26 protein-coding genes and 1 tRNA gene are annotated in these 25,165 nt (G+C 57.1%); 12 read left to right on the top strand and 15 right to left on the bottom strand.

The window, feature by feature from the left end; genetic code table 11:
• Positions 1-28 precede the first annotated feature (28 nt).
• Positions 29-235: a ParD-like family protein gene (locus AC2FI8_RS07420; protein WP_496778151.1), complete on the bottom strand. Its 207-nt coding sequence runs from the start codon at positions 233-235 to the stop codon at positions 29-31.
• A 116-nt stretch (positions 236-351) separates the two neighbouring features.
• Here AC2FI8_RS07420 and map point away from each other — a divergent pair, with 116 nt between their 5' ends.
• Positions 352-1,209, top strand: coding sequence for a type I methionyl aminopeptidase (gene map / locus AC2FI8_RS07415; protein WP_496778150.1), 858 nt, complete (start codon positions 352-354; stop codon positions 1,207-1,209).
• A 174-nt stretch (positions 1,210-1,383) separates the two neighbouring features.
• Here map and AC2FI8_RS07410 read toward each other — a convergent pair whose 3' ends face one another.
• The 8 genes from AC2FI8_RS07410 to AC2FI8_RS07375 all read right to left on the bottom strand — a co-directional run bounded on the left by AC2FI8_RS07410 (position 1,384) and on the right by AC2FI8_RS07375 (position 9,608).
• Positions 1,384-1,665, bottom strand: a complete 282-nt coding sequence (locus AC2FI8_RS07410; protein WP_282119865.1) for a hypothetical protein — start codon at positions 1,663-1,665, stop codon at positions 1,384-1,386.
• Positions 1,666-1,783: 118 nt separating this feature from the next.
• On the bottom strand, positions 1,784-1,996 hold the full coding sequence (locus AC2FI8_RS07405; RefSeq protein ID WP_496778148.1) for a hypothetical protein: 213 nt from the start codon (positions 1,994-1,996) through the stop codon (positions 1,784-1,786).
• Between the two features lie 49 nt (positions 1,997-2,045).
• Complete coding sequence (locus AC2FI8_RS07400; RefSeq protein WP_496778146.1) at positions 2,046-3,167, bottom strand: alanine/ornithine racemase family PLP-dependent enzyme; 1,122 nt, start codon at positions 3,165-3,167, stop codon at positions 2,046-2,048.
• The gene (locus AC2FI8_RS07395) at positions 3,164-4,363 is read right to left on the bottom strand and encodes an N-acetyltransferase DgcN family protein (RefSeq protein WP_496778145.1); all 1,200 of its coding nucleotides are present in this window, start codon (positions 4,361-4,363) and stop codon (positions 3,164-3,166) included. The genes AC2FI8_RS07400 and AC2FI8_RS07395 overlap by 4 nt, the downstream gene beginning before the upstream one ends.
• A 912-nt stretch (positions 4,364-5,275) precedes the next feature.
• Positions 5,276-5,629 (bottom strand): hypothetical protein, encoded by a 354-nt coding sequence (locus AC2FI8_RS07390; RefSeq protein WP_299669742.1) that lies wholly within the window; start codon positions 5,627-5,629, stop codon positions 5,276-5,278.
• Between the two features lie 695 nt (positions 5,630-6,324).
• On the bottom strand, positions 6,325-7,803 hold the full coding sequence (gene terL / locus AC2FI8_RS07385; protein WP_496778143.1) for a phage terminase large subunit: 1,479 nt from the start codon (positions 7,801-7,803) through the stop codon (positions 6,325-6,327).
• The gene (locus tag AC2FI8_RS07380; protein WP_260022783.1) at positions 7,790-8,221 is read right to left on the bottom strand and encodes a DUF5681 domain-containing protein; all 432 of its coding nucleotides are present in this window, start codon (positions 8,219-8,221) and stop codon (positions 7,790-7,792) included. The genes terL and AC2FI8_RS07380 overlap by 14 nt, the downstream gene beginning before the upstream one ends.
• Positions 8,214-9,608, bottom strand: coding sequence for a site-specific DNA-methyltransferase (locus AC2FI8_RS07375; RefSeq protein WP_496778141.1), 1,395 nt, complete (start codon positions 9,606-9,608; stop codon positions 8,214-8,216). The genes AC2FI8_RS07380 and AC2FI8_RS07375 overlap by 8 nt, the downstream gene beginning before the upstream one ends.
• A 447-nt stretch (positions 9,609-10,055) precedes the next feature.
• Between AC2FI8_RS07375 and AC2FI8_RS07370 the strand changes: the two genes are divergently transcribed.
• The 3 genes from AC2FI8_RS07370 to AC2FI8_RS07360 are packed head-to-tail and all read left to right on the top strand — an operon-like array spanning position 10,056 to position 12,375.
• Positions 10,056-10,286, top strand: a complete 231-nt coding sequence (locus AC2FI8_RS07370; protein WP_496778138.1) for a DUF3489 domain-containing protein — start codon at positions 10,056-10,058, stop codon at positions 10,284-10,286.
• Positions 10,283-10,699, top strand: coding sequence for a DUF2924 domain-containing protein (locus tag AC2FI8_RS07365; protein ID WP_496778137.1), 417 nt, complete (start codon positions 10,283-10,285; stop codon positions 10,697-10,699). The genes AC2FI8_RS07370 and AC2FI8_RS07365 overlap by 4 nt, the downstream gene beginning before the upstream one ends.
• The gene (locus AC2FI8_RS07360) at positions 10,696-12,375 is read left to right on the top strand and encodes a recombinase family protein (protein WP_496778136.1); all 1,680 of its coding nucleotides are present in this window, start codon (positions 10,696-10,698) and stop codon (positions 12,373-12,375) included. Before AC2FI8_RS07365 ends, AC2FI8_RS07360 begins: the two co-directional genes overlap by 4 nt.
• Before the next feature lie 375 nt (positions 12,376-12,750).
• Here the strand turns inward: AC2FI8_RS07360 and AC2FI8_RS07355 are convergent.
• A tRNA-Ser gene (locus tag AC2FI8_RS07355) sits at positions 12,751-12,840 on the bottom strand.
• Between the two features lie 202 nt (positions 12,841-13,042).
• Here AC2FI8_RS07355 and AC2FI8_RS07350 point away from each other — a divergent pair.
• From AC2FI8_RS07350 to AC2FI8_RS07315, 8 genes are all read left to right on the top strand, one after another.
• Positions 13,043-14,380, top strand: a complete 1,338-nt coding sequence (locus AC2FI8_RS07350) for an SPOR domain-containing protein (protein ID WP_496778134.1) — start codon at positions 13,043-13,045, stop codon at positions 14,378-14,380.
• A 16-nt stretch (positions 14,381-14,396) separates the two neighbouring features.
• On the top strand, positions 14,397-15,563 hold the full coding sequence (locus AC2FI8_RS07345; RefSeq protein ID WP_496768095.1) for a D-alanyl-D-alanine carboxypeptidase family protein: 1,167 nt from the start codon (positions 14,397-14,399) through the stop codon (positions 15,561-15,563).
• Complete coding sequence (tmk, locus tag AC2FI8_RS07340; protein ID WP_496778132.1) at positions 15,560-16,186, top strand: dTMP kinase; 627 nt, start codon at positions 15,560-15,562, stop codon at positions 16,184-16,186. The genes AC2FI8_RS07345 and tmk overlap by 4 nt, the downstream gene beginning before the upstream one ends.
• A gap of 7 nt (positions 16,187-16,193) precedes the next feature.
• Positions 16,194-17,315 carry a DNA polymerase III subunit delta' gene (locus AC2FI8_RS07335; protein WP_496778130.1) on the top strand — a complete coding sequence of 374 codons (1,122 nt, stop codon included), beginning with the start codon at positions 16,194-16,196 and terminating at the stop codon, positions 17,313-17,315.
• Positions 17,312-18,118: a TatD family hydrolase gene (locus tag AC2FI8_RS07330; protein WP_496768090.1), complete on the top strand. Its 807-nt coding sequence runs from the start codon at positions 17,312-17,314 to the stop codon at positions 18,116-18,118. Before AC2FI8_RS07335 ends, AC2FI8_RS07330 begins: the two co-directional genes overlap by 4 nt.
• Entirely contained in the window at positions 18,115-18,912 is a 798-nt protein-coding gene (locus tag AC2FI8_RS07325) for an MBL fold metallo-hydrolase (RefSeq protein ID WP_496768088.1), read from the top strand. Before AC2FI8_RS07330 ends, AC2FI8_RS07325 begins: the two co-directional genes overlap by 4 nt.
• 63 nt (positions 18,913-18,975) lie before the next feature.
• Complete coding sequence (locus tag AC2FI8_RS07320; RefSeq protein WP_496768084.1) at positions 18,976-19,908, top strand: AEC family transporter; 933 nt, start codon at positions 18,976-18,978, stop codon at positions 19,906-19,908.
• Positions 19,909-19,978: 70 nt separating this feature from the next.
• Complete coding sequence (locus AC2FI8_RS07315; RefSeq protein WP_496778128.1) at positions 19,979-20,677, top strand: CbiX/SirB N-terminal domain-containing protein; 699 nt, start codon at positions 19,979-19,981, stop codon at positions 20,675-20,677.
• Between the two features lie 33 nt (positions 20,678-20,710).
• Here the strand turns inward: AC2FI8_RS07315 and AC2FI8_RS07310 are convergent, their stop codons facing one another.
• The 5 genes from AC2FI8_RS07310 to AC2FI8_RS07290 form a co-directional block, all read right to left on the bottom strand.
• Positions 20,711-21,718 (bottom strand): diguanylate cyclase domain-containing protein, encoded by a 1,008-nt coding sequence (locus AC2FI8_RS07310; RefSeq protein WP_496737973.1) that lies wholly within the window; start codon positions 21,716-21,718, stop codon positions 20,711-20,713.
• Positions 21,715-22,302 carry a heme NO-binding domain-containing protein gene (locus AC2FI8_RS07305; RefSeq protein ID WP_496724526.1) on the bottom strand — a complete coding sequence of 196 codons (588 nt, stop codon included), beginning with the start codon at positions 22,300-22,302 and terminating at the stop codon, positions 21,715-21,717. Before AC2FI8_RS07305 ends, AC2FI8_RS07310 begins: the two co-directional genes overlap by 4 nt.
• 120 nt (positions 22,303-22,422) lie before the next feature.
• A complete protein-coding gene (locus AC2FI8_RS07300) occupies positions 22,423-23,982 on the bottom strand; it encodes a trimethylamine methyltransferase family protein (protein WP_496737975.1) in 1,560 nt (519 codons plus the stop codon).
• Positions 23,983-24,102: 120 nt separating this feature from the next.
• Complete coding sequence (locus tag AC2FI8_RS07295) at positions 24,103-24,795, bottom strand: HAD family hydrolase (RefSeq protein WP_496778127.1); 693 nt, start codon at positions 24,793-24,795, stop codon at positions 24,103-24,105.
• Positions 24,796-24,820: 25 nt separating this feature from the next.
• Positions 24,821-25,102, bottom strand: coding sequence for a DUF3572 domain-containing protein (locus AC2FI8_RS07290; protein WP_496724520.1), 282 nt, complete (start codon positions 25,100-25,102; stop codon positions 24,821-24,823).
• Positions 25,103-25,165 lie beyond the last annotated feature (63 nt).

Genomic DNA, 25,165 nt, shown 5'->3' with positions numbered 1-25,165 from the left:
ACCTGCACGGTTAATGCTGTGCAGGTGCTTAAGCGGCTTCAATCTCAGGCGACTGCACATCGGCATCCTTCATTTGCCTTGCCATTATTTCACTGAATGAAAGTGACGGATTGGTTTCGGCCAACATCCCGACTTTCATCCAGAACTCGGCTTGAGCATTGATAGACCGACACATCACCGTGCTTGCCCGTCTGATATCTTCGTGCAGTGCATCGCCAATTTTCACAATTCCCATGGACGTCTCCTCTTTAAGATTGATATATGAAACGTATATGATTCGTATACCGTCGGTTTCTTTAAGCTGTACCTTTGGCTCATGGGGCGTCAACCGAAACTTCTAGGAAAAGATGAATGAAGGATTGCTACATAAGTGTTCCGGTCGCTCCCGCAATTGGCAAGGCCAGCAGAACCGAAGCGATCAAGCTCTATGGCTCCGACGCGTTTGAGGGTATGCGGCGGGCGGGTCAGCTGACCGCGAAATGTCTCGACGGCGTTGCAGCCATTGTCAAAACGAACGCGCAACTCTCCGAGATTAACACCTTCGTTCTCGACTTTGCGGCCACCCACAATGCGACCCCTGCGACTCTGGGGTACAAAGGGTACAAATACGCCTGCTGCACATCGGTCAATCATGTTGTTTGCCACGGATTTCCGAGCGAGAAGAAACTACGCGACGGCGACATCGTGAACGTCGATGTCACGCTCATCCTCGACGGCTGGTATGGCGATACCAGTCGAATGTATGCGGTGGGGCAACCCAAGCGGGCGGCAAAGCGTCTTGTCAGTGTTGCTCATGAAGCGATGATGCGCGGAATTGAAGCGGTTCACCCTGGCGCAACTTTGGGTGACATTGGATTTGCAATCCAGTCCTATGCACAATCCGAGCGATGTTCAGTTGTCCGTGATTTTTGTGGCCACGGTATCGGGCGCGTTTTCCATGACTCCCCCAACATCCTAAACTTTGGTCGCCCCGGCGAAGGTTTGGAGTTGCGCGAAGGGATGATGTTCACGGTCGAACCCATGATTAACTTAGGGCGCCCCGAAGTAAAAATGTTATCTGATGACTGGACGGCAGTGACGAGAGACCGCTTACTGTCGGCGCAGTTTGAGCATTCGTTGGGGGTGACAGCCGATGGATGCGAAGTGTTCACAACTTCACCTGCGGGGCTGAACGCACCGGGCTTCGAAATTGTGGGCAAGACTGCATAGCTGCCATTCGTTCGGCGCGCAGCATCGATCAATTTGGGCTCGAAGCGGTCATTCAGTGAAATCTGCTCAACGTCTGCTTTGCGGACAAAATTAGCTTTCGCTGCGCTTGCACCAATGTCCGTTTTTTCTGGTATTCATGGCCCAGTTTCTTTGCAAAACCCACGTCCAAAATATCTAAAACTCGTCAAATTCCGGGACATTGCCAAGCCGAATGAGGAAACTTGGCGACCCGACTTCGCCACTGTTCGGATCCTCACTGACCATGTAGGCGTCGGCGCCAGCGCAATCGTCGGATTGCGCTTCTCTTTCTGCTCTGTTTTGTGCTTCCGCTGCCGTGGAGTATTCAAATTGCTTGCCAATTTTCAAGCTTCCTTGCCCTCCGCGTCCTGGCTTCTGTTCGACATATGTCTGGCAGATATAGTGAACTTTTTCTGAGCTCTCATCTGAGTTTGTCATGGCATATCCTTGAAACGAGTACGGGCGCTACTGATGCTTGAGATAAACAGTGCTCGCTAGCCGCTTTGTTTGTGTTTCGCTCAATCGAGTCGCGCGGAGAGGAGGGCCAACGATCATGTCACCGCTTTTTGGCGGGCTTCGGCGGACAGGCTTCAGATGGAGTCGTCGCATCCCTTTCGAGCCTAGTTTGGCGAAGCCGGGCGTTCTTGATCTGTCTTTGCTCTGCTTCTTCGTTGACCATTTCCCTAACGACCCGCGTTGTTTTGTCCATCGGCGTTTCCGCCTTGGGAACGTGTGCATTGAAGACAGTTGATTTTTTAAGCTTTGCCAATGGTTATTCTCCTATCCGTTTTCAACGGCGCATTTGTCAGTTGAGTATTTCAAATTGATGCCGGGTGATTGCCTGGTCCTTGAGAGACACGCGCGTGTCGTAAAGGACTGCGATGGAGCAGCTTTGTCTGAACGTCAGGAGCGGACATAGCTTTCATCAACGCACTATAGTTCATTTGGAATCTCATTTCCGATCCTACGCTCTGTGTCGAATGGGATGTGCCGATGACAAGATGATCGCTTGTTGCACCGATGAGTCTATTCCTTGGAGGCATAGAAAGCCCGAAAACGTCTGTATCTTGCTGACCAATGGCGAGAACTACTTGTGTGCTCTGTCCACTTTTTGGGACAAGGTGAAGTCTTTTGAATACCGGGTCGCAGATGCTCTGTGGGTAAGATGAAGGTTTGGACCCTGTTTCAATGACCTCGGCGACAAGCGTAAAGGCATCCGTATACATCCCGCCTATTTGATCTCCGGAAACCGGATCAACGCCCAGCAGTATTGCTTCCCCCAGCCTTAAATCGTTGATGCGACCAGCTGGGTGTCTACTTAAGGCCCAAGGAAGGTTGGCCGAGTTACCACCAGATACCATCTGAAGGAAGGGACCACACTGTCCCTCTATGTCATTTGCCAGGCCAGACAAGGTGTCCATGTCTGCGGCAATCGGGGCAATTCCGCTCAGACATGCGAAGTTCGCTCCGATGCCCTTCAGCGCGACACCTGGCATATCCACCACTTGTTGTGCAATTGAGCCTAGGTATTTTGGCATGATCCCTTCGCGTAGATCGCCCATCTCAACCATCAAGATAATGCCGTGAATGCAGCCCTTCCGGATCGCGGCGGCGGCCAGAGCGGTAATCACGAAGATCTCTGTGTTGTAGCTTGCCTCACAGTACTGGACGACCTGATCAACCTGGCTCAGCATTGGTGTACGGATCAAGGTGATCGGGCATGTCATGCCCGCATTGCGTAACTTCCGAACGTTGCTAAGACGCGCTTCTGCAAGTCCCACAGCGCCACCGTCCAGCATAGCCCGAGCGATGGTTGGATGCCCGCACACTGCTTTGGTCACACCAGTAACGCTGATGCCGCGAGTCTTGAGGCGCCCGATCACAGTCTTTGCATTGTGGCGTATCTTGCTCAGATGCACCTCAATGCGGGGTGTACTCATATCGCAGCCACAGGTGTGGGTTGATGCAACCCAGGATAGGCGGCGACAACCATTGCAAGCAAATACGATGCTGGCCGGCTGAGTACATCCGTTACAGGCAGCCCGAGTATTTGTGACTGTGCGGCGATAGTTTCGGTAATCTCGGCCTCAGACATCCCCTCGTGATTGAGCGTGACGCCGATGACTTTTGTGTCAGCAAACGCTTCGATGAGGGCAATCTCACTTGCAGGTCTAGGCATTGGCATATTGGGAAAATCACAGCGATGTGCGCGCTTTGGAGCGTGCTGAAGGATCACGGCGTCCGGCTGGCTGCCCCGCAGGATAAAGGCGGATGTGCAGAACGCCGGATGACTTAACGCCCCTTGACCTTCGATCAATATGACATCGGGTTGTTCAACCTCGGAAGCGTCAACAATCGCACCTTCAAGCTCGCCGCAACAAAACTGCGGCGGCACGGCATCCATTGCCACTCCATATTTTGCACCCTGCATCAAACCCGTCTGTCCCGTACCAACAAGAACAGTCTTGATGCCCCTTGCGTTCAAAGCGCGGGCCAATACGGTCGCTGTTGTCCGTTTTCCAATGGCGCAATCGGTTCCAAGAACCGCTATGCGCAGTGCCTTCACTCCTGCAATACTTCCGTCGAACAGGCGCATATCCTTGCTGGGTTTAGGTTTTCGAATATCGCGTATGGTGACTTTGCGTTCGACCGCAAAAGCCGCGATTTCTAGATCATCGCTCAGATATTCATGCAATCCACTGACGATGTTCATACCTAGTGAAATCGCGTCGAGAACAACGTCGCGATCTGTCGATGAGAGTCTCCCCGTAGATGGTGCCATCCCGTAAATGAGGGTATCTGGGATGACGGTTTCATGGGCGACAGCAGCGTCCAAACTTCTAAAGACCGGAATGTGGTTTACTGCATCGTCAAGAATCTGCCCGCTGTCTTCGCCGTCGTGGTTGCTATCGATGACAGACAGGATCCTGTAGGCCTCTGAATGACGAACAAGGCCATTAGCAGTTTTGCCATCAATGTTGGCGAAGTTACCTTGGCAATAGACAATCGCAGTTGTTGGCGAGACGATCTGAGTGGTAGAGGTTGATCTTATGGGTTCATCGCTGGTCAATGGCGGCGCTTGTGCACCGCTGACGGGACGACGGATAGTGTTAGCCGCGCTAAAGTCGGTTTTCATGATGTTTCCTTTTTGTGGTCGACACCGAAGGCAACGCTGCCGTCACCATTGGGTAATGAAGTCGAGCATATCGTGCCGCACGCTCAGTTATCGAGAATGCAAAGTCCCTTAGATAACTTGAAATTCTTGTTGCAGTCCCACCGGTTTCCGGACCTGTCGAGATGGGCATTCGCAGGAAGGTCTATTACGTCACAGCTCGCACCTGAGGCAGCGTATCCCCGCTCGCACTTCCATCCCGTTCCGTAACTTGCATCGTCAAAGAAGGCATGTTCAGGGATCATAACGGGCGCGCACGACCCATCTTGTGCAAAGTACCCACGTTCGCATGTCCAGGGTCGGCCGTAACCTGATGAATTCAGATACGCGTTGGCCGGGACTTCAATAGCGACGCAAAGGTCGTCCGATGCTTCGAACCCCCGTTTGCATTTCCACGCTGGCCCATAGGTAGTAGCTGCCAGGTAAGCGTTTGCGGGTACGACAATTTCTTGGCACATGTCGTCGATTTTGAGAAAACCGCGAGAGCAATGCCAGCGCTCACCTGATGGATCAAGAAACCCGCCATCAGGTACAATCACCGCAACACAGGCCGTGTCATCCTTCTTGCGAAAACCATGAAGACATTCCCAACCAGAGCCATAGGTGCGGTTGGTCGGATACGCATTTGCTGGCACTATGACAACGGCGCAGACATCGCCACTCAGCCTATACCCGGCGTTACATTTCCAGCCGTCACCGTAGCTCTTTGCAGTGGCATTTTCAGGCACAGGTTGCGATGTGGATTGAGCATATGCAGGCGTTGAAAACAGAAGCAGAGCACAGATTGGGAGCACAATCAGAGCCGCAATCATCTGAATGCCTGGTGACGGATGCGCTCCCCAGATCGCCTGACAGAGTTGCGGCATTGCCTTTGAGTTATGATCCATCCAGCTCAAGCCCCGCGATACAGGCATCTGCAAGGTCGCGGCTTGGCGTTTCCGATCCCGGCAGCGTAGCCCAACCCGTATCCATCATAGCCTTGCGGCGACTGAAGCCAGAGGCCTCTTGGAGGGTTACGATTATTTCTTCGCGCCTAGGGTCAGCGGCTGACCTGTTCAGGCAAACCGGCACCATCGCGAGCGTCACTTCCTCGCTTGCATGGTCCTTCGCCAATTCTTGAGCGCCACCGCTGGTTGTCCACCCGCCCCAGGTAAAGCCAAGGATTGAGACCGCAATCGCACCACACAAAGCACCGTAGATGCCTGGTTTCGTCCATTCTGGAAATGTCATTTTAGATCCTCTGGCGGAGAAAGCGCCGCCGCGCTGTTTTGTGTCTTTTTGCGCATTCTTATTCTCGCGCTAGGGCCATTCCCAAGCCGCGATAACCGATAGGCGCAGTTCGGGCCTACCGGAAGCTCGTTTGATCAACGGTTGCGTTGTGGTTCTTTGGCAAACCAACGGTGCGTCTGATCACCAAAACGGATCAACAAACGTCACAAGCGATGTGGTTGTGCGCGAAAACATCGGCAACCTTCCCAAACATCAGATCCAAGTAGAGGACGTGACAGCTGAATTTTCATGATGGAAGAACTTAGTTTACTCTGGCAGGCGATACGCCTAGGCCGCAGAAAACCAGAACTTTAGTGGGTCTTATATAGCCACTTGGCGACGGTATTACAACGTTCATGGGCCTAACGCTTATTTCAAGACCCGATACTGATGAAAGCACTAGGCTCAACCCGGTATTCGCCTTGTGTATCGGCAAATCCGTGACCACTTATGGAGCTTCATTAGCATGCCACTCTGAAGCCGACATTCGCTGCATCACAGAAAACATGTAGTTTGGGCTCGAAGCCGTCATCCGACAGCATTGGCGATGAGACTGGTTTGTGGTTGCGAGCGGTCATTGGGGCCGCTCTCAGGATTGGTCCGACATCGGCCCTCCCAGCACTATTCAACGAGTTTTCAAGCTTGACGCTGAGGTTCTACTGTCGCCTGACCCTCTCTCGATTACGCTCCCGACGTTCGATGTTGATCCGGTGGTCGCGACCCAATGCCCGGTAGAATCCCAGTCCCTTGGACCAGTTCAGAAAATGGGCAAAGCTATCGACCTGATCGTCGTTACGCCCGCGTGGAAAGGACTGAAGCTCTCGTTTGAATACCGGCAGCCAGGGTGCGTCTGCAGGCAGATACACCTTGCCCTCTTCGACAGGACCGCACGCGGACTGGAACCGGGTTTCCTTGTCCTTGTCAGGTCTAATGCGTTCATAGCGCCGACGGTCATCACGAAACAATTCGTCCAGAAGCGGTTTGCCGGAGGCCGCATCTTCGATCAGAACTCGATCCGGATCCCAGCGACCGACAAGCTGCAGTGCCTTGGCTTTCAGGTCTGGGTAGTCCACCTGCCCACGCCAGACGTCGAGAAGGTACCACGCGTTTTCTCGGAACCCCCAGGTCGTACAGGCCGAGAAGTCGGATCGCGGATCCGCAGACATGCCCGTATCCCAGCTTTGAACAACCAGTTGGAACCAGCGACGATCTTCGACGGTCTCATAGGTGCCGAACCACTCCCAGCGCAGCGGCGAGCCATCTGGCGCAATCGGGTTCTGCTGATACTGGCAATTGAACACAGCTGCGCCCATTTCACGACGTTTTGTATCCAGCGTGTTCTGATCCAAACGGGACGGGCACAGGAGATCACCCGGTTTGCGGCACATGACCCTTCCACGCCCGAGAGGCACCGTCTCATGTTCTTCGGCGATGGCAGGCAGATTCAGGTGCCGATAGGTCCCACGTTCAAGCAGATAACCCGGCGGATCCATCTCGTGCAGCCGTTGTGCAACCATGACCACGCGCCCTTCGGCCGGGTTGTCGAAGCGCGACAGCAAGGTCCCCTCAATGAACTCCTGTGCCTTGACCAGCTCGGCCTCGGAGCCCGCATCTCCAGCTTTCAGCAGGTCATCGATGATGATGTAATCAGCGCCATGACCGGTGACAGAACTTCCGATGGAGACAGCCTTACGGCTGCCTCCCTTTGTGGTGCGGATTTCTTCTGAGGTGTTGCCCTTTTTAGCCAAGACCGTTTCAGGGAACATTTCCCGGTACCAGCGCGCAGACATGATCCGACGACAATCTTCGGAATGCTTGCGCGCCAGATCCAGCCCGTAGCTGGCAACAATAATCTTGGCGCTCGGTGAGTGCCCAAGAAGATAAGCGACATATGCAACGGCCACGGTGACCGATTTCAGGCAACGCGGCGGAATGTTGATGATCAACCGCTTGTTCTCGCCGACGCGAACGTTGTCCAACTCATGGCACATGGCCCGCACATGCCATGCCGGATCAAAGCTGCGGTCACTCCCCTGGTGCAGCGTGTCAAACACACGCCACACGAAGGGAAAGAAATTGTCCCGGCAAACCTCGCGCGCGGCTTGCTGGACCATTCTGGGATCAGGAGTCGTCATCTTCCGCCTCCTCATCTTCAGGACCGCCGTCACTGTCCAGTTGGCCGGAAAAGAAGTCCCGGAGGATATCAAAGTCAACACTGTCCGGCTCAACCGCACAGGCGCTTTCTTGCGGCTCCATGTCACTCGTGTTGAACAGATCTGTGTCCAGCTTCAGCAGCGCCATCAGCATTTTCGTGTCACCCTTCAATGCGCTGGCCGTGACCCGCTTGGCAATTGCCTCCGCCTTGGAAATCCGGACTTCCCGGTTGCCTTCGCGGACGGTGATCTTGGCTTCCAATTCGCGTTTCAGTCTGGCATTAACCCCTTTAGCACCTTTCGGGCGCCCTTTTGGATTGCCGGAGCGGCCTTTCTTGAACTGGGTTGCTTTGGGCGGTTTGCCGTAGCCCACCTCATAGTCCTTCGTATCGTCAGACATGATCCGCCTCCAGCTCTGAGGTGGCATTGGTTGCCGCAGAAGGCGCATCGAACGTCTCGCCTGTCACCGCGTGTACGGCGTTCTCACCGGTCATCCTCTGCCAACGGCGGATCGCGACATCGACATAGGCCGGGTCGAGCTCAATGAGCCGCGCCCGGCGCCCGGTGTTCTCAGCTGCCAGCAAGGTCGCGCCGGACCCGCCAAAGGCGTCCAGCACGACAGCGCCGCGATGGCTCACATCCATAATGGCATCTGCCACCAAAGCTGTCGGCTTCACCGTGGGATGATCGGCGAGATCCGCCTCGCGCCCTGCCCCAAAGCTGTTCACACCGGCATAATCCCAAACATTGGTTCGATTGCGCCCGTGTTTGCCCAGTTCGACATTGTTGATATGCGGCGCACCGGGCTTCTTAAAGATGCAAACCAGCTCGTGCTTAGATCGGTAAAGGCTGCCCATGCCTCCGTTCGTCTTGTTCCAGACGCAGAGGTTGATGAGATCAAAGCCGCATGCTTTGCCCACCGCAATCAGTTCTTCGATGTGACGCCAGTCCATGCAGATCATCGCGATGCCTCCGTCCGGCAAGCAGTCAATCAGCCGGTTGTTCACCTTCGAGAGAAAGCCGCGGAATTCGCTGTCCGACATTTCTCCGGACGCCATGGCAAACTCACGGTGATCGCCACTGGCGCCACTGCGGACATGCCCATTGACCGGCACGTTGTAAGGCGGATCAGTGAAGACCATCTGTGGGGTCTCGCCATCCAGCAAGGTGTCGTAGCTCTGGGCTTGTAGGGCATCCCCGCAGAAGATGCGATGATCTCCGAGAACCCAGAGGTCGCCCGGCTCCGTGATTACGGGCGCCGCAGGATTCGGCGTCTCAACAGATTCCGCTTCAGTCTCCGCGGCCTCATCCGCGCCGTCGATGATGATGTCAATCTCCGGCGTTTCGAACCCGGTGATATCCAGATCAAAATCGAGCTCGCCATCAAGGCTGAGGTCCGTCAGCTCGGCAAATTCGATCTGCAGCGCTGCTTCGTTCCAGTCCGACAGTTCCGCCAGCTTGTTATCCGCGATGCGCAAAGCACGTACTTCTGCATCTGACAGGTGACCCGCGACAACCGTCGGCACGGACGTCAACCCCAGAGCCTTGGCGGCCTCATAGCGGCCATGGCCCGCGATGATTGTGCCCGAACCATCCAACAGGATCGGGGTGACAAACCCAAACTGGGCCACCGAAGCTTTGAGCTTGTCGATATTCTTGGCCGCGTGCACGCGGTTGTTGTTGGCGTAGGGCTTGATCTGGCTGATCAGGGATTGGACGACTTTTTCCGCCATCCAGATCGGCGTGTTGGACGCCTTGGCGTCGCTTTGTGTTTTCTTGGCAGGCATGTTCGCCTCCTTTTGCTTGGCGCCATGTGGACGCCGAGATGGAGGGATCGCGTTGGAAAATCGGAGAGAGCAAAAATCGCAACCCCCCGGACCAATCGATCCGAGACGTTGCTCCTTTGAATGCTCTCTGCGGAAACCTGTGTTTCCAATGAGTGCTGCCTGCGGGAGCAGTTTCTCGCCCTGATAGTCCGGGCGATTGAACAAAATGTAGGTTTCATCAATACAGGATGCAACCCCCAAAACAAAAGTAACCAATTAAGATTGTTGACTAATAATCGGGGGTACGGCAGCAGCGCCCTGCAAAACACACCCCTCCTGAGGCTGCTCCAGAAAGCGCTGGACTGTTGCTGTGAACCACGCATCACTGAACCCACGCCCGAGCCATTCGGGCGCTCCTCGGTACTGGGGTTCCGCATCTCGCCGACCCAAGATTAGAGGAGACAGTTCATGCCCAAGCGGAAGCAAACTAAAATTGACAAGGTGCAAGCTTTGTTGCGTCGCCCGAGCGGCGCCAGCCTTGAGGCGCTCTGCAAAGCAACGGGGTGGCAGCCTCATTCGGTCCGAGCGGCTCTAAGCGGTCTGCGGAAGAAAGGCGTCACAATTGAAAGGCGGGCATCCGACAAACCAAATGGACCATCCACGTATCACCTGACGGTGGGAACAGGAAAAGAGTCATGACGAAGACGAGCGATGTCGCCGATCTGGTAGCCATGGGTCGATCGGATCTGGTCACGCTTTGGCAGCAGCTGTTTGATCAACCCGCACCCGCCATGCTCAGCCAACCCTTCCTGCGCCGTTTTATCGCCTTTGAGATGCAGTCCCGCCGTCATGGCGGGCTATCCCGGCAGGTCAAAGCCACGCTGGAAAAGGGCTCTGAGAAGAAACCCCGGCCTACATGCCCTGCCCTAAAACCCGGCGGGCGCCTGCTGCGCGAGTGGAATGGCGTGACCCATGTAGTCGACGTTACAGAGGATTGCTTTGTCTGGAACAGTCGGTCCTATCGCTCTCTCTCGGCCATCGCCCGAGAAATTACCGGTGCGCATTGGTCAGGGCCGCGTTTCTTTGGGCTCACCGGCCAGGGGGCCAAATGAGCCCGCGCCGTAAAATCCGATGCGCCATCTACACGCGCAAGTCCTCAGAAGATGGTCTGGATCAGGACTTTAATTCGCTGGACGCGCAATATGAGGCCTGCGCAGCCTATGTCGCCAGCCATCGGCACGAAGGCTGGATCCTATTGGCCGAGCGTTACGATGACGGTGGCCTGTCGGGCGGCACCCTAGAGCGCCCTGCACTTCAGCGCCTTCTTGAAGAGATCGATGCAGGGCGCATCGACATGGTTGTGGTCTACAAGATCGACCGGCTGACCCGATCGCTCGCCGACTTCTCCAAGCTGGTCGAACGGCTGGAACAGGCGAACTGTTCTTTTGTGTCCGTCACACAAGCATTCAACACCTCTTCCTCCATGGGTCGGTTGACCCTGAATGTACTGTTGTCCTTTGCTCAGTTTGAACGGGAAGTCACCGCCGAACGTATTCGTGACAAGATTGCTGCGTCGAAGAAGAAGGGGCTTTGGATGGGTGGCAATCTGCCCCTGGGCTATGACCGCCACCCCGATCCAAAAGCAAGAACGCTGGTGGTGAATGAGGAGGAGGCCAGAACGGTCCGGCATCTCTTTGGGCTTTATGGCGGGATGGGATGCCTGCGCAAAGTAGAAGAACGGGCAACGGCAGACAACCTGCGGTCGAAGCGGGTTGTTCGGGCGGATGGAAGCATAAAAGGGGATTGTCCACTGTCACGAGGTCAAATCTATTACCTGCTGCGCAACCCGGTTTATCTCGGAAAAATTCGCCACAAGGATAGGATCTGGGACGGGCAACACCCGGCGATCATCGACCAAGGCGATTGGGACCGGGTGCAAGAGAAGATGCGGCAGGCCTCCAATCGTTCTCGGGCACGCGGCGGTTCCGATACGCGTCAGCATTCCAATGACCCCGGCGCCTGGCTCACCGGTCTGCTGCAGGACGAAACTGGTGATCGGTTGACGCCAACCCACACCACGCGCATAGGCCGCCGGTTGCGCTACTATATCTCCAACAGACTGATCTCGGGCGGCAAGGATACTTCCGGCTGGCGACTGCCCGGCCCTGCGCTGGAAAACGCGGTCATTAATGTCATCGTCAGACATCTGCAAGACGCCGCCGCAACGCACCAGGTACTGGCGCAGCCGGAGGCTGGGTCAGCCGAAGCGGTGCAGACTTCAGTTGCGGATCTGGTGACCCGGCTTCATCGCCAAGGCGGTCAAGTCGGCGCTGATATTCTGGCCAGTGGCGGAATCGCACGAGGACAGATCGACCTCGAATTGAACCCCAAAACCCTGGCAAGCGCACTTGGCATCGCGACCGATCATCTGCACCCGGACCTCACACACATCACCGCATCTTTCGATCTGCGACGGCGTGGCGTTGAAGCCAAGGTCATCGCCGGAGATATGGCACCCCAACCTGATCCCCACCTCCGGTCCATGCTGATCCGCGCCCATGGCTGGGCGCGCGATCTAAAAGCAGGAGTTCAACTGATGGAGATCGCACGCCGCGAAAGCGTCCCCGGCGCCTTCATCCGCACCCGCGCCCAGCTCGCCTTTCTCTCCCCGAAGATTCAGGCTGCGATTCTCGACGGCACACAGCCGCCCGAACTCACACTCAAGCGTCTGGTCAGCATGACCCACCCACTTGATTGGGCCGAACAGGAACGCCTGTTCGGCTTTTGATAGCTCCAGATCCTGCGTCCCTGATGCAGGGTTCGCCCTCCCTGATCCGGCGGAACAATTCCCTGTTCCCGCGAGTAAATTCCCTGTTCCACCTTTTAGGGAATTTGCATCATAAGCCTCTGAAAAACAGACAGTTCTGGCATGTGAAAAACTGGGTTCTCGACCCAACTAACGAAAATTCCCTGTAAACTGCCGGGTATCAGGGAAATCTGGCCCAAAGCGACCCCGCCAAAATGTGGCACTGAGACTGAGGCTTGAATCGTGCTCCGAGTGTACGGTCTGCTCCGTCTCTGATTGAAAGCGTACACGCCAACGCGCGGGAATTGCGGCACAATTCCGGGTCAGAAAATACAACTGAAGTGAGACAGGTATGAGTGGCGGGGAGACAGGGATTCGAACCCTGGGAACGCTCTCACGTTCAACGGTTTTCAAGACCGCCGCATTCGACCACTCTGCCACCTCCCCGCGTGGGGCCGGGTCTAAGGCCATAGCGAACCGGTGGCAAGACCAAATAGGGAATTCTTGCCGAAGCGCCTGCTGCGGTCTTTCCATGACACATTGGCCGCGTTATGATCCGCAGGAAAGACCGAAGCAGGCTGGCAATACAGAACCAGCAATCGGCAGCGGGTCTCGGGAAACGAGGCCCAATCAGGCAAGGGATGACAAGATGAAGCGAGCGACAGAGACACGCGCACATCCGCGAGCGTTAGCGGCTTTGGCCGTTATGTCCGTGGTTTTGGCTGGTTGCGATGAGGTGCTTTCCCCCGACAATGTCTCAGCAGATAGCCAAAGTTCTGATACCCAAGCAGACGGCCGGACCGACCTTTTCCCCATTCCTGACGGCAGCCCGAAAGATGATGTCGAAGCCCCTGAGGTGTTTCAGCTGTCTGAGGCAGGCTTATGGGACGGCCGCCCGTCATTGGGGGGCATTTGGATTGCCCACCCGGATGTGACACAGCCCGAACGTGTGCGCGTCAAAAATCCCAAGAACAACAAAACGGTCACTGCCGCGCTATTCCGCCGCGAGCGAAACCTGCCGGGACCCGAACTGCAGCTTTCCTCTGCTGCGGCCGAAAAGCTGGGTATTCTGGCTGGTGCACCTACAAATGTTGATGTCGTCGCCCTGCGTCGCAAAGCGCCCGAACCGAAACCTGAGCCGGTCGAAGAAAAGCCCGCAGCCGAAGAAACCCCTGTCGAAGAAACGCAAACCGCAGCAGCGGATGAGTCCAAGACCGTCATCGCCGAAAATGAGGCCGCGGAAGCTGAACAGCCAGCTAAGCTCAAGTGGTGGCAACGCAAAAAACCTGCTGCAGCGGCCGGTGCCGCGACTGCGGCTGCTGTAGCCACAGATGCCGCGACCGACACGGCAACCGACACAGCGGCGGAAATAGCCACCGAGGCAGTCGAAAACGTCACAGAGACTGAAAAACCGGCCAAGCCCAAATGGTGGCAGCGCAAAAAACCTGCCGAGGCGGCCGTGGCCGCTGATGCCGCAACCGATACGGCGACCGACACAGCGACTGAGGTGGTAGAAACGACGGCAGAAGCAGCATCGGCTTCACTGGTGGACCCTGAGGTTACCCCGCCGACTGAACAACCAGCCAAACGTAAATGGTGGCAAAAGAAGAAGCCCGATGAAATCACCGAAACGCCGCTGGATCCGATCGCGGGCGCGGCTGCGGCGATTGACGCAGCCGAACCCACACCGGTCAACACCCCCTCTGCCACAACCGCCGACGCATCGGTAGCCACCGCGGCCACGGTGTCGTCTTTGTCAAAGCCGTTTGTTCAGGTCGGCACTTTCGGGGTTGAAACCAACGCCAATAGCGCTGCCAACAAGATCCGCCGCAACGGAATGCCTGCCGAAGTGCGAGAACTGACCTCGGACGGCAAAACGGTCTGGAGGGTCCTGGTCGGCCCAGCAACGTCGCGTTCGGAACGCAATGCCATGCAACGCGATGTCAAAGACCTGGGCTTTAGCGACGCGTTCACCGTCAAAAACTGAAACAAAGGAGGCCCCCATGCTGTCCTCACTGCGATCATCTGTTTTGACCCTCGGGCTGGCGCTGATTGCCCTGCCCGCACACGCTTTCGACACAACCGCCCGCGCGGCCTATGTGATCGATCAGACGACCGGAACGGTTCTGCTGTCAAAAGAAGCCGACCAGCCCCTGCCGCCTGCGTCGATGTCCAAACTGATGACGCTCTATGTCGCGTTTGAGGCGTTGCGCGATGGCCGTCTAACCCTGGGTGAAACTCTGCCCGTTTCGGAACACGCCATGAGCTATGGTGGCTCGACCATGTTCCTGAACACGCAGGATCGTGTCAGCGTCGAGGATCTGCTGCGTGGCATCATCGTATTGTCTGGTAACGACGCATGCGTGGTGATTGCCGAGGCGCTAAGCCCCGATGGGACCGAGGCCGGGTTTGCCCGCTACATGACACAGCGCGCCAAGCAGATGGGCATGGACAACTCGAACTTCGCCAACTCGAACGGATGGCCGGCGGCAGGCCACATGATGTCGGTCCATGACCTTGCCGTATTGGCCAACCGGCTGATCAGCGACTTCCCCGAATACTACCCTCTGTTCGCAGAAGAAGAGTTTGAATTTGATGGCCGTGCGCCGTCGAACAAACGCAACCGCAACCCTTTGCTGAAACTGGGGATCGGGGCCGACGGCCTGAAAACCGGGCACACGCAAGAGGCGGGTTACGGCCTTGTCGGCTCGGCCAAGCAAGGCGACCGTCGGGTTGTCTTTGTCCTGACCGGCCTCGATAGCACCGCCCGTCGCGCAGAGGAGGCTGAGGCCGTGGTTAACTGGTCGTTTCGCAATTTTGTCGAGAGGACCATTGCCGACGCCGAAACGCCGATAGCCGAAGCCCAGATTTGGATGGGCGCCGAAAAAACTGTTGGGCTGGTGCCCGAAGGGGATCTGACCTTGTTGTTCCCAGTTCTCAATGACAAGGACGTCAAAGCTGAGGTCGTCTACGAAGGTCCGATCAACGCGCCTGTGGAAAAGGGGCAGAAACTGGCTGAGCTGGTGATCACACCCGAAGGATTGCCCGAAATCCGTCGCCCACTGTTCGCGGCCAAAGACGTGCCTGTAGGCGGCTTTGTCGTGCGCATGAAAACCGTTGGCGGTATTGTTCTAGAAGACGTGATCGGCAATCCGCTGGAGGCGATGTGACGAAGGCAGGGTTGTTTCTGACCTTCGAAGGTATTGACGGGTCTGGAAAGTCATCACAAGCACGAATGCTTGCCGAACATTTGCGTGGCCTCGGTTACGATGTCGTTCTGACCCGCGAGCCCGGAGGATCTGCAGGCGCTGAAGAGATCCGAAGCCTTGTTCTGGAAGGTGACCCGGATCGCTGGTCTGCAGAGACGGAAATCCTGCTGTTTACGGCGGCCCGCCGGGATCATTTGGAACGCACGATCAGGCCAGCGCTGGCCGAGGGCAAAGTCGTGATCTGCGACCGCTTCGCCGACAGCACCCGCATGTATCAGGGCCTGTCGCGCGGCGATCTGCGGGGATTGGTCGATCAATTGCACGACCTGATGATCGGGCGCGAACCAGACATGACCATTTTGATTGACATGGATCCCGAAACCGGGCTGTCCCGCGCCAAGGGGCGTCAGGGAACAGAAGAACGGTTCGAAGATTTCGGGCTGGATCTGCAACAACAGATGCGTGCAGGGTTTCTGGCCCTTGCGGATGAGTATTCCGACCGTTTCCGCGTGGTTGATGGCAACCGGGACATGGACAGTGTTGCACAAGATGTGACAGATATCGTTCTGAAAGCATTGCGATAGACGATAGATGAGCGACGACACCCCTACCCCGGATCAGGCCCCCGGCGCACCGCACCCACGCGAAACGCAGCGCCTGTTTGGGCAGGACGCAGCGCAAGAGGCGTTTCTGAGCGCCTATACCTCGGAACGTCTGCACCACGGCTGGTTGATTACCGGTCCACGTGGCGTTGGCAAGGCGACGCTGGCCTGGCGGATCGCACGGTTTCTGCTGGCAACACCTCCGACCGAGGAGGATGGGCTGTTTGGCGCACCGCCACCGCCCGATAGCCTTGAGATCGATCCGGAACACCCCGTCGCGCACCGTATTCAGGCTGGGGCCGAGCCCGGCTTGGCGGCAATTACCAGATCTCTGAATGATCAGGGGCGGTTGCGTAGTGAGATTGTGGTTGATGATATCCGCAAGCTTGGCAAGTTCTTCGGCCTCTCCTCAACTGACGGTGGACGTCGCGTTGTGATCGTGGATGCCGCAGATGAGATGAACGTCAGCGCGGCCAACGCGTTGCTGAAAATGCTTGAAGAACCTCCGGCCCGTACCACACTGCTGCTGATCTCGCACCAGCCGTCGCGCCTGCTGCCGACAATCCGGTCGCGGTGCCGGACACTGCGCCTGTCTCCGCTGGGATCTGAGGATATGGAAGCCGCGCTGATGCAGACCGGCACAGAAATGCCGGGAAAGGCGGATCATTTGGCTGCACTGGCTGCCGGGTCCGTGGGTGATGCGGTGCGCCTGATCAATCTGGGCGGGCTGGAAATCTACGCCGAGCTGATTGCCATTCTGGGTACCCTGCCCCGAATGGACCGTCAGCGCGCGCTGGCCTTGGCCGAGGCTGCTGCCCAACGTGGCGCGTCCGAGCGGTTTGATCTGTTACTGACGTTGATCGACGTCGCCCTGTCCCGGCTTGCGCTGACCGGTGCAACCGGCGCGGCCCCGATGCCCGAAGCCGCTCCGAACGAGGCAGAAACCCTTGCCCGCCTGTCTGCCTCACCGCAGCAGGCCCGCAAATGGGCAGAGGTCGCTGCAGTGATCACCGCACGCGCGCGTCATGGGCAGGCGGTGAACCTTGACCCTGCCGCTCTGGTCCTAGATACGGTGTTCAAGATACAAGAAACCGCCGGTCAGAGCAGATGAGCAATACGCCCGAAATCACCGACAGCCATTGCCATCTGGACTTCCCCGATTTCGAAGGTCAGCTGGATCAGATCGTGGCCAATGCCGCCGTGGCTGGCGTGACCCGCATGGTAACAATTTGCACCCGCTTGCGGAACGAACCAACCGTCCGCGCCATCGCCGAGACCCACGCGCCGGTCTTCTACGCTGCCGGTACCCACCCGATGAGCGCCGCTGATGAGCCGATGGCATCGGTCGATGAACTCGTCGCCTTGTCCCGGCACCCCAAATTTGTAGGTATCGGCGAAACCGGGCTGGACTATCACTATACCGCTGACAGCGCAGAGGTGCAGAAGCAATCCTTGCGGGTTCATATCGAGGCCGCCCAACGCACCGGTCTGCCCCTGATCATCCACGCCCGTGCCGCCGATGACGACATGGCCCGCATTCTGGCTGAGGAACACCGCAACGCGCCCTATTCCTGCGTGATGCATTGCTTTTCGTCCTCTGCCGAACTGGCCAAAGCCGCCCTTGAGCTGGGGTTCTATTTGTCGATGTCCGGCATCACAGCATTCCCCAAAAGCCAGGAGCTGCGCGACATCTTTGCCAGCGCCCCAGTCGACCGCATCCTTGTTGAAACCGACGCGCCATACCTGGCCCCACCCCCGTATCGCGGCAAGCGGAACGAGCCCGCCTATACCGCCCACATAGCGCGCAAGGGGGCCGAGGTGTTTGGGATGGACTACGTCGATTTTGCTGCCCAAACGCAGGCAAATTTTGACCGGTTGTTCACCAAAGCAGCGACCTACAAGGCGGCTGCATGACCGAATTGCGATGCACCATCCTTGGCTGCGGATCATCCGGCGGCGTCCCCCGGCTGGGCGGGCATTGGGGCGATTGCGACCCCAAGAACCCCAAAAACATCCGTCGCCGCTGTTCAATGCTGGTGGAACGGGACGGGCCGGACGGTACAACCTCGGTGCTGATTGACACCACCCCCGACATGCGTAGCCAATTGCTCGACAGCGGGACCGGGCGGCTGGATGGCGTGATCTACACCCATTCGCACGCGGATCATGTTCACGGCATCGATGACCTGCGTATGATCGTGTTTAACATGCGCGAACGAGTGCCCGTGTGGGCCGATGGCGACACGCAAAACGCCTTGCTGGGACGGTTCGGTTACGCCTTTGTCCAGCCCGAAGGCTCGCCCTATCCGCCAATCCTTGACCTGAAGTCCATCGACGGCCCGTTCGAGGTAGACGGCCCCGGCGGCCCGATTCCGTTCCATCCATTCAAGGTCAACCACGGCTCGATCGACTCGCTTGGTTTCCGGATGGGTAACTTGGCGTACCTGCCGGATGTGGCGGAAATCTACGAAGAGGCCTGGCTGATGATGGAAGGGTTGGATTGCCTGGTCATCGACGCGCTGCGTCGGAAACCTCACCCGACCCATGCACATCTGGAAAGGACGCTGGGCTGGATCGAACAACTGAACCCCAAGCGCGCGGTCCTGACCAACATGCATATCGATCTGGACTATGCCACGGTTGACGCGGAAACCGCCGACAACATCACCCCTGCCTATGACGGAATGGTGATCCATCAGGCGCTCTAAGACCCCACGCAACCGACCTGAGACGCAGCAATCCTGCGTCGGCCCAGCCTGCAAAGCGGTGCTATGCTTCAAAGTCTGATCGACGTCATTCTACCGGTTTTCCTTGTGATCGGAGCAGGTTATGCCTCGACCCGGTTGGGGTATTTCAAGGAAATTCACATCGATGGATTGATGAAGTTCACCCAGGGCTTTGCAATCCCATGCCTTCTGTTCCTTGCAATCTCGCATCTGGATCTGAGTGCCAGTTTTGATCCTCGGCTTCTGGTCAGCTTCTACTCAGCAGCTGGATTATGCTTCACGGCCGGTCTGTTCGGTGCACGGTTTATCTTTGGCCGGGATTGGGAAGATTGCGTCGCCATCGGGTTTTGCTGCCTGTTCTCGAACTCTGTCCTTTTGGGACTGCCGATCACCGAACGCGCCTACGGCCCCGAAAACCTGACCGGCAACTATGCGATCATCGCCTTCCATTCGCCCTTTTGCTACGGCGTTGGCATCACGGTGATGGAGGTTATTCGAAATCGCGGCCAGGGCGGTCCCCGCATGGTCAAATCCATCTTGTCGGCCATGTTCCGCAATGCACTAATCCTTGGCATCGCGCTGGGTTTTGCAGTGAACCTGTCTGGTATTGGCATACCTGCGGTCGTGGACGAAGCCCTGGGCCTTGTGACCCGCGCCGCCCTGCCCGGGGCGCTGTTCGCGCTTGGCGGAGTGCTGGTGAAATACAGGCCCGAAGGCGACCTGCGCGCCATCGCCTTTGTTGGCGCGATATCACTGATGCTGCATCCCAGTCTTGTCTGGCTATTCGGCTCAACAGTTGGCCTGCCACAGGACCTGTTCCGCTCAGGTGTGCTGACGGCAGCGATGGCGCCTGGTTTCAATGCTTACATCTTTGCCAATATGTACGGACGCGCAAAACGGGTCGCGGCCTCGTCCGTTCTGGTCGGAACCGGCGTCTCGATCCTGACAGTCTGGCTTTGGCTGACATTATTAGGATAGCGTGACGTCCCATGGATTGACTTTGCACCAGCCGGACACACCTAACTGAAAAGCCACAGGATACTCCTAAATGCCGCACGCCCTGATCGTCGCCCACGGCCAACCCTCGGACCCGGCCCCTGCTGAAGCGGCGCTAGCTTCCTATGCGGCAGAGGTCGACGCGTATTGCGATGGCGTCAACGTTCAATCAGCTACACTTGCTGCGCCTGGAATGCTGGAGGCTCGTTTGGATGAACTGCCCGACGACACTGTCATCTATCCCCTTTTCATGGCCAAGGGGTGGTTCGTGACACGTGCGCTGCCCAAGCGTCTGGGTGATAGAAATATCCGAATTCTGGACCCGCTGGGCGTTGACTCTAAACTCCCCGCTTTGGCTGCGGGCGCGTTGCTGGATGCGCTATCGGGCAAGGGGTGGGACGCGGGCAAAACGGATCTGGTTCTGGCGGCACATGGATCGGGTCGCAGCCGCAATCCATCAGCTGTCGCCATTGAGTTTTCCAGGGAACTGGCCCGGTGCGTGACCTTCCAATCCATCCGCGTCGGGTTTGTGGAAGAGGCCCCGTCCATTGCCGAAGCCGCGACCGGGGCTGGCGATCAATCTCTGTGCCTACCCTTCTTTGCCTGCACCGGCGGGCATGTTTTGGATGACGTGCCACAGGAGCTAGAGCGAGCGCGGTTCAAAGGCCACGTGATGCCGGTTGTCGGAGAGCTTCCCCCAATCAAACGCCATATTGCGAGAACTCTGACGCGTGCTTTTACGCAGGATTAGCCTAAATAACTGACCGCGTGGGATCAGATGTTATTACGAACTGGCCGATTTCAGCCCATAGGCCGCAAGCTCCGAGAACAGACAATGCCGCGACCGTCCCTGCCGCTTTGCCTCGTACAGCGCCTGATCGGCTGCATTCAGCAGCTCTGCCGCTTCCGGATTGCCGAACTGCGTGGACAAGGCCGTTCCGATGCTTGCCGAAATCCTACACGGGGCACCCTGAAACATCATGGGTTGGCATAGCCGACTGATCAGGCGTCCTGCTATGTCAGAGAGGACATTTTCGTCGACCAGACCTTTAAAAATTATTACAAACTCATCACCACCGACCCGAGCGACCGTGTCCTCATTTCGGGTCTCTTCCTCCATTATGCGCGCAGCCTGTTGCAACACAAAGTCCCCCGCCGCATGGCCAAGGCGGTCGTTGACACTTTTGAAGAAGTCCAAGTCCAAATGCATAAGCGCAAAGGCGCAATTGCCCGAGATCAGGTGGCCAAGGACCACGTCCATCGCGCGGCGGTTTTTCAACCCGGTCAACATGTCTGTCACCGCCTGCTCTTCAGCGGCCAACATGGCCCCCTGCAGCCGCAGGTTCAGTGAGCGCGACGCCTCCATCGCGGCTGTTTTCGCCTCAACCAGATACAGCAGTTCAATCGACAGATCCGTGCCAGAGAAATCCGCGCTGGTCAGAGCATAGTCACGAACAGCGTCCAGGATAGAAATCCCGAAGGACAGGTTGATGATTGCCCCGCTCTCCTTTGGCAAAGGAGCGACCAGCCCCGTCAGCGCGGTCCGGGGTTCGTCGTGAAACTTCAGATGCACCTTGCCACCGGGCAGAGACAGCAGCGCGGAAATCGTTGTCACTGCTCGTGGTCTTACCAGTTCAAAAACGTCCAGAAAACCGCGACCCCGCATCGGATGGTCCGGGCGAAGCTTTTGCAGCGTTGGTCCCGCGTTTACGATCCTGCCTTTGTTGTCCACCATCACGAACATGGGGCACAACGTGTCCAAAAGAGCCGAGAGTTCAGAGGCTTGCATCATGACTTGCGCGCCCCAAGATCGAAATGACGCCCTTCGGCAAAGGCACTTTCCACGAGGACGATTGTGATGACTTCAGCCTCGCCCTGCGCCCCTTCATGCGACAGCATGGCCAATGCACCATAGTCATCCGCTATGGCCCGCAATACGCCCACCATCACGCTGGAATAGCCCGGCAGGCCAGAATAGCAGTGCAGACGATACTCTGCTGGTGACACCTCTTGCAGCTCCAGCATCGGCAGGCGCAGATCCGAAACCGCTAGTCGGGCACGGTCTGACAGGTCATCCAGTGAGTGCAAAAACTCGACATATGTCACACCGCCGAATCGAAGCAGTCGGCGCAAACCTTCCATATTCGGGTGCGACACCAAATAGGTTCCAAGATCTTCCAGTATCTCGGCCCGTGGGCGATTCAAGTCAGCACTTAGCGCGTCCAAAACCTGCGCGGTCATGGCGTCGTCATAAAGCAGCATTGCCTCAAACTCGGAAAAACCCAGGCCCGCGGCCTCGGTCACCCGCTGCCAGCAGGGTTGTCCATAGGTCGCGCAAACAAATGACTGTATTGCCCGATTGATCAGACCATGCATGAGATGCCCCAAATTGGTTACACCCCAATCTGCTCAGATAATCCTTAACAAATACCCAAAAAACACGATGCGTGGATGACTATCCGACAGAGTCTCAATCTGGAAGTTATTGTTGTTACATTAGAAATCCGTCGGCGCGCCACCCTCGTCCTTTCGGCGGGCAACAAAATCCTCCAGCTCTTCACGAATCCCGTCATCTATCGGCGGGGGCTCAAAGCTGGTTACGATTTCCTTGAACATGTGGTGGGCGCGCTCGGCCGTCCAGATACCACCTGCAACGTCCCAGCCTTCGTAATTTTTCCAATCGCTTAGGAACGGCTGATAGAACGCGGTCGTGTAGCGGTCCTGGGTGTGCTGAATACCAAAGAAATGGCCATCGTTCCCAACGGCCTTGATTGCATCCAGCGCGATTTCGTCCGGGCCTGTCGCTGTGATCTCGGGCTGCATGTATCGCTGGATTTGCTGCAGAATTTCGCAATCCATGATGAATTTTTCGGGGCTAGCAATCAGCCCGCCCTCAAGCCACCCGGCCGCGTGGTACACCATGTTGCTACCCGACTGCACCGCAGCCCAGAGCGAGTTCGACGTCTCCCACACCGATTGCCCATCCGGCACGTTTGCCGCACACACACCTGACGACCGCATCGGCAAACCATAGTAACGTGCCATCTGGCCGGTCATCTGGGTTGAGCGCATATATTCGGGCGTTCCAAACGCAGGTGCGCCAGATTTCATGTCAACGTTGGACGTGAACGTCCCGATAACACAGGGAATTCCGGGCCGGACATATTGGAACAGCGCAATTGCGCACAATGCCTCGGCCAGAGATTGCGCAACCGCGCCCGCCATCGTGACTGGCGCCATCGCACCAGCAAGTGTGAACGGCGTTACGACAATCGCCTGCCCGCGCCGCGCAAGACGCAGGCAGCCGTCAATCATCGGGTGGTCGTGTTTCAACGGTGAGGTCGAGTTGATGTTGGTATACATCCGCGGGGTCGCTTCGAACTCTTCATGGCTGTGACCCCCAGCGATCCGCACCATTTCCATCACGTCCTCGACGCGTTCTTTGCCCAGCGAATAGGCATGCATCGCCTTGTCGGTCAGCGTCAGCTTATCATAGAGTACGTCCAGATGTCGGACGCTGGCGTGGATATCGACCGGTTCGACCGGATAGCCCCCTGCAAAGTGGATGCAGTTAAAGTACTGCGTCAGCTTCAGCAGATTCCGGCACATCTCGCGATTACCGGCCACCTTGGTGCCGATCTCAAGATCCCAGTAGTTCGGAGGAGAAGACACGTTCCCGAACAGCAGGGTTTTGCCACCAACCTCAATCGTCTTGTCAGGATTTCGCGGAGTGATCGTGAACTTTGATGGCGCTTTGGCCACCATTTCCATCACAAAGTCACGACCCATACGAACGTTGTCGCCATTGATCGTACAGCCCGCCTCTTTCAGGATGCCAAGGGCTTCTTCGTTGTAGAACTCGATCCCGATCTCTTCGAGGATGCGCATGGCCCCCTCGTGGATCGCTTCGATGCCAGCTTGATCCAACGGTTCGGTGGGTTTGTCGATGTTGATCGGCGGATTCCACGGCATTTGGTCGATCACCGCGCTGCCCCTGCGTGCCGCGGCACCGGCCCTTCCCCCTCCGCGACGTTTGCGAGTTTGTGTGTCAGCCATTGGAACCCTCCGGAACTTGCTTTCTTCAAGCAAGCCCCGAAGTCGGCCCAGTGGCCGCTCTATCTGCGACAAGGTTTGTCGGTTTTATTACTTGGGCAGTCGAATTCAGCCGAAGCTGGATCAGTTTTCAGCCAACCAGGCGGGAATGTGACCGATGTCCGGCAGCACGACATCCGCCATCGGCGCAAGTGCCTCGGCCGGGGCCAGCCCGGTTAGTACCCCAACTGTGGTCATTCCCGCTGCACGCCCGGCCTGCAGATCATGCAGGCTGTCCCCCACCATCGCCACGCGTGACGGGTCGACACCAACATGGGTCGCAAATGCAATCAATTGCCCGGGTCCGGGTTTGAACCCATGGCCGCTGTCGTAGCCAGCAACAAAATCGAAGTGGTCGCGAATCCCGACCGAGGCGAGATGTTGCAGCGCAGGCATCTCTCCGTCGTTCGTGGCTACACCCAGTTTTAGACCCGCCTGCCGCAAAGCATCGAGGAAGGGAACCAGAGGAACAGCCGGCGCCTGTGTCGCCTTCGCCGATTCCGTGTTCAGAATGTCAATCAGCTCATCGCTGGGCATATCCGGGAAATAGGGTGCAAGAGCTTCGGCGATCTCTTCGACGGTCCCCGCAATCACGATGCTGTCGTCAGCATATTCTTCCGAAACCGGATCAAATCCGATGGCCTGGCCCAGTTCGGCAGCCCGCTTTTGGTCGCCATCTGACAGCTTTTCCAACACGCTGCGCCCGAAACCACCCCATGTGTTCGCAAAGTCAAACAGTGTTCCGTCCTTGTCGAACAAGATCGCATCGATGGGCATTACATGCTCCTGTCAGTGAATTGAATCAGGTCCAGTGAACGTCGCCACCGGACAAAACAGCCCGCGCCTGACCCGGCAGGTCATAGGGCACGGAATTGGCGTCACAAAAGGCGATCACCCACGAATCGTCAAGCATCAAGAATTCCAGAACCGAATTCAGGAACTCCGGCTCTGATGCGCGAACCCGCAGGTCCTCGGTGGATGCGCCCGTCGAGCCCAGAAAAATCGGCAGCAACTCGTCATTCCCGACCAGCCAGCCAAGGACGTTCAGGGCAAGCGTTTCGGCGGATTGGACGGTGATCGGCATAAAGAGGCCTCGGGTATGCACTTGGAAAGGGTTTGTTAACCAGACTCATAAACACTTTGGCAA

The organism is Ruegeria sp. CDSB029 (genome assembly GCF_059611125.1).
The sequence above is the reverse complement of the archived record's forward strand: the minus strand, read 5'-3'. Positions and strand labels throughout refer to the sequence as shown.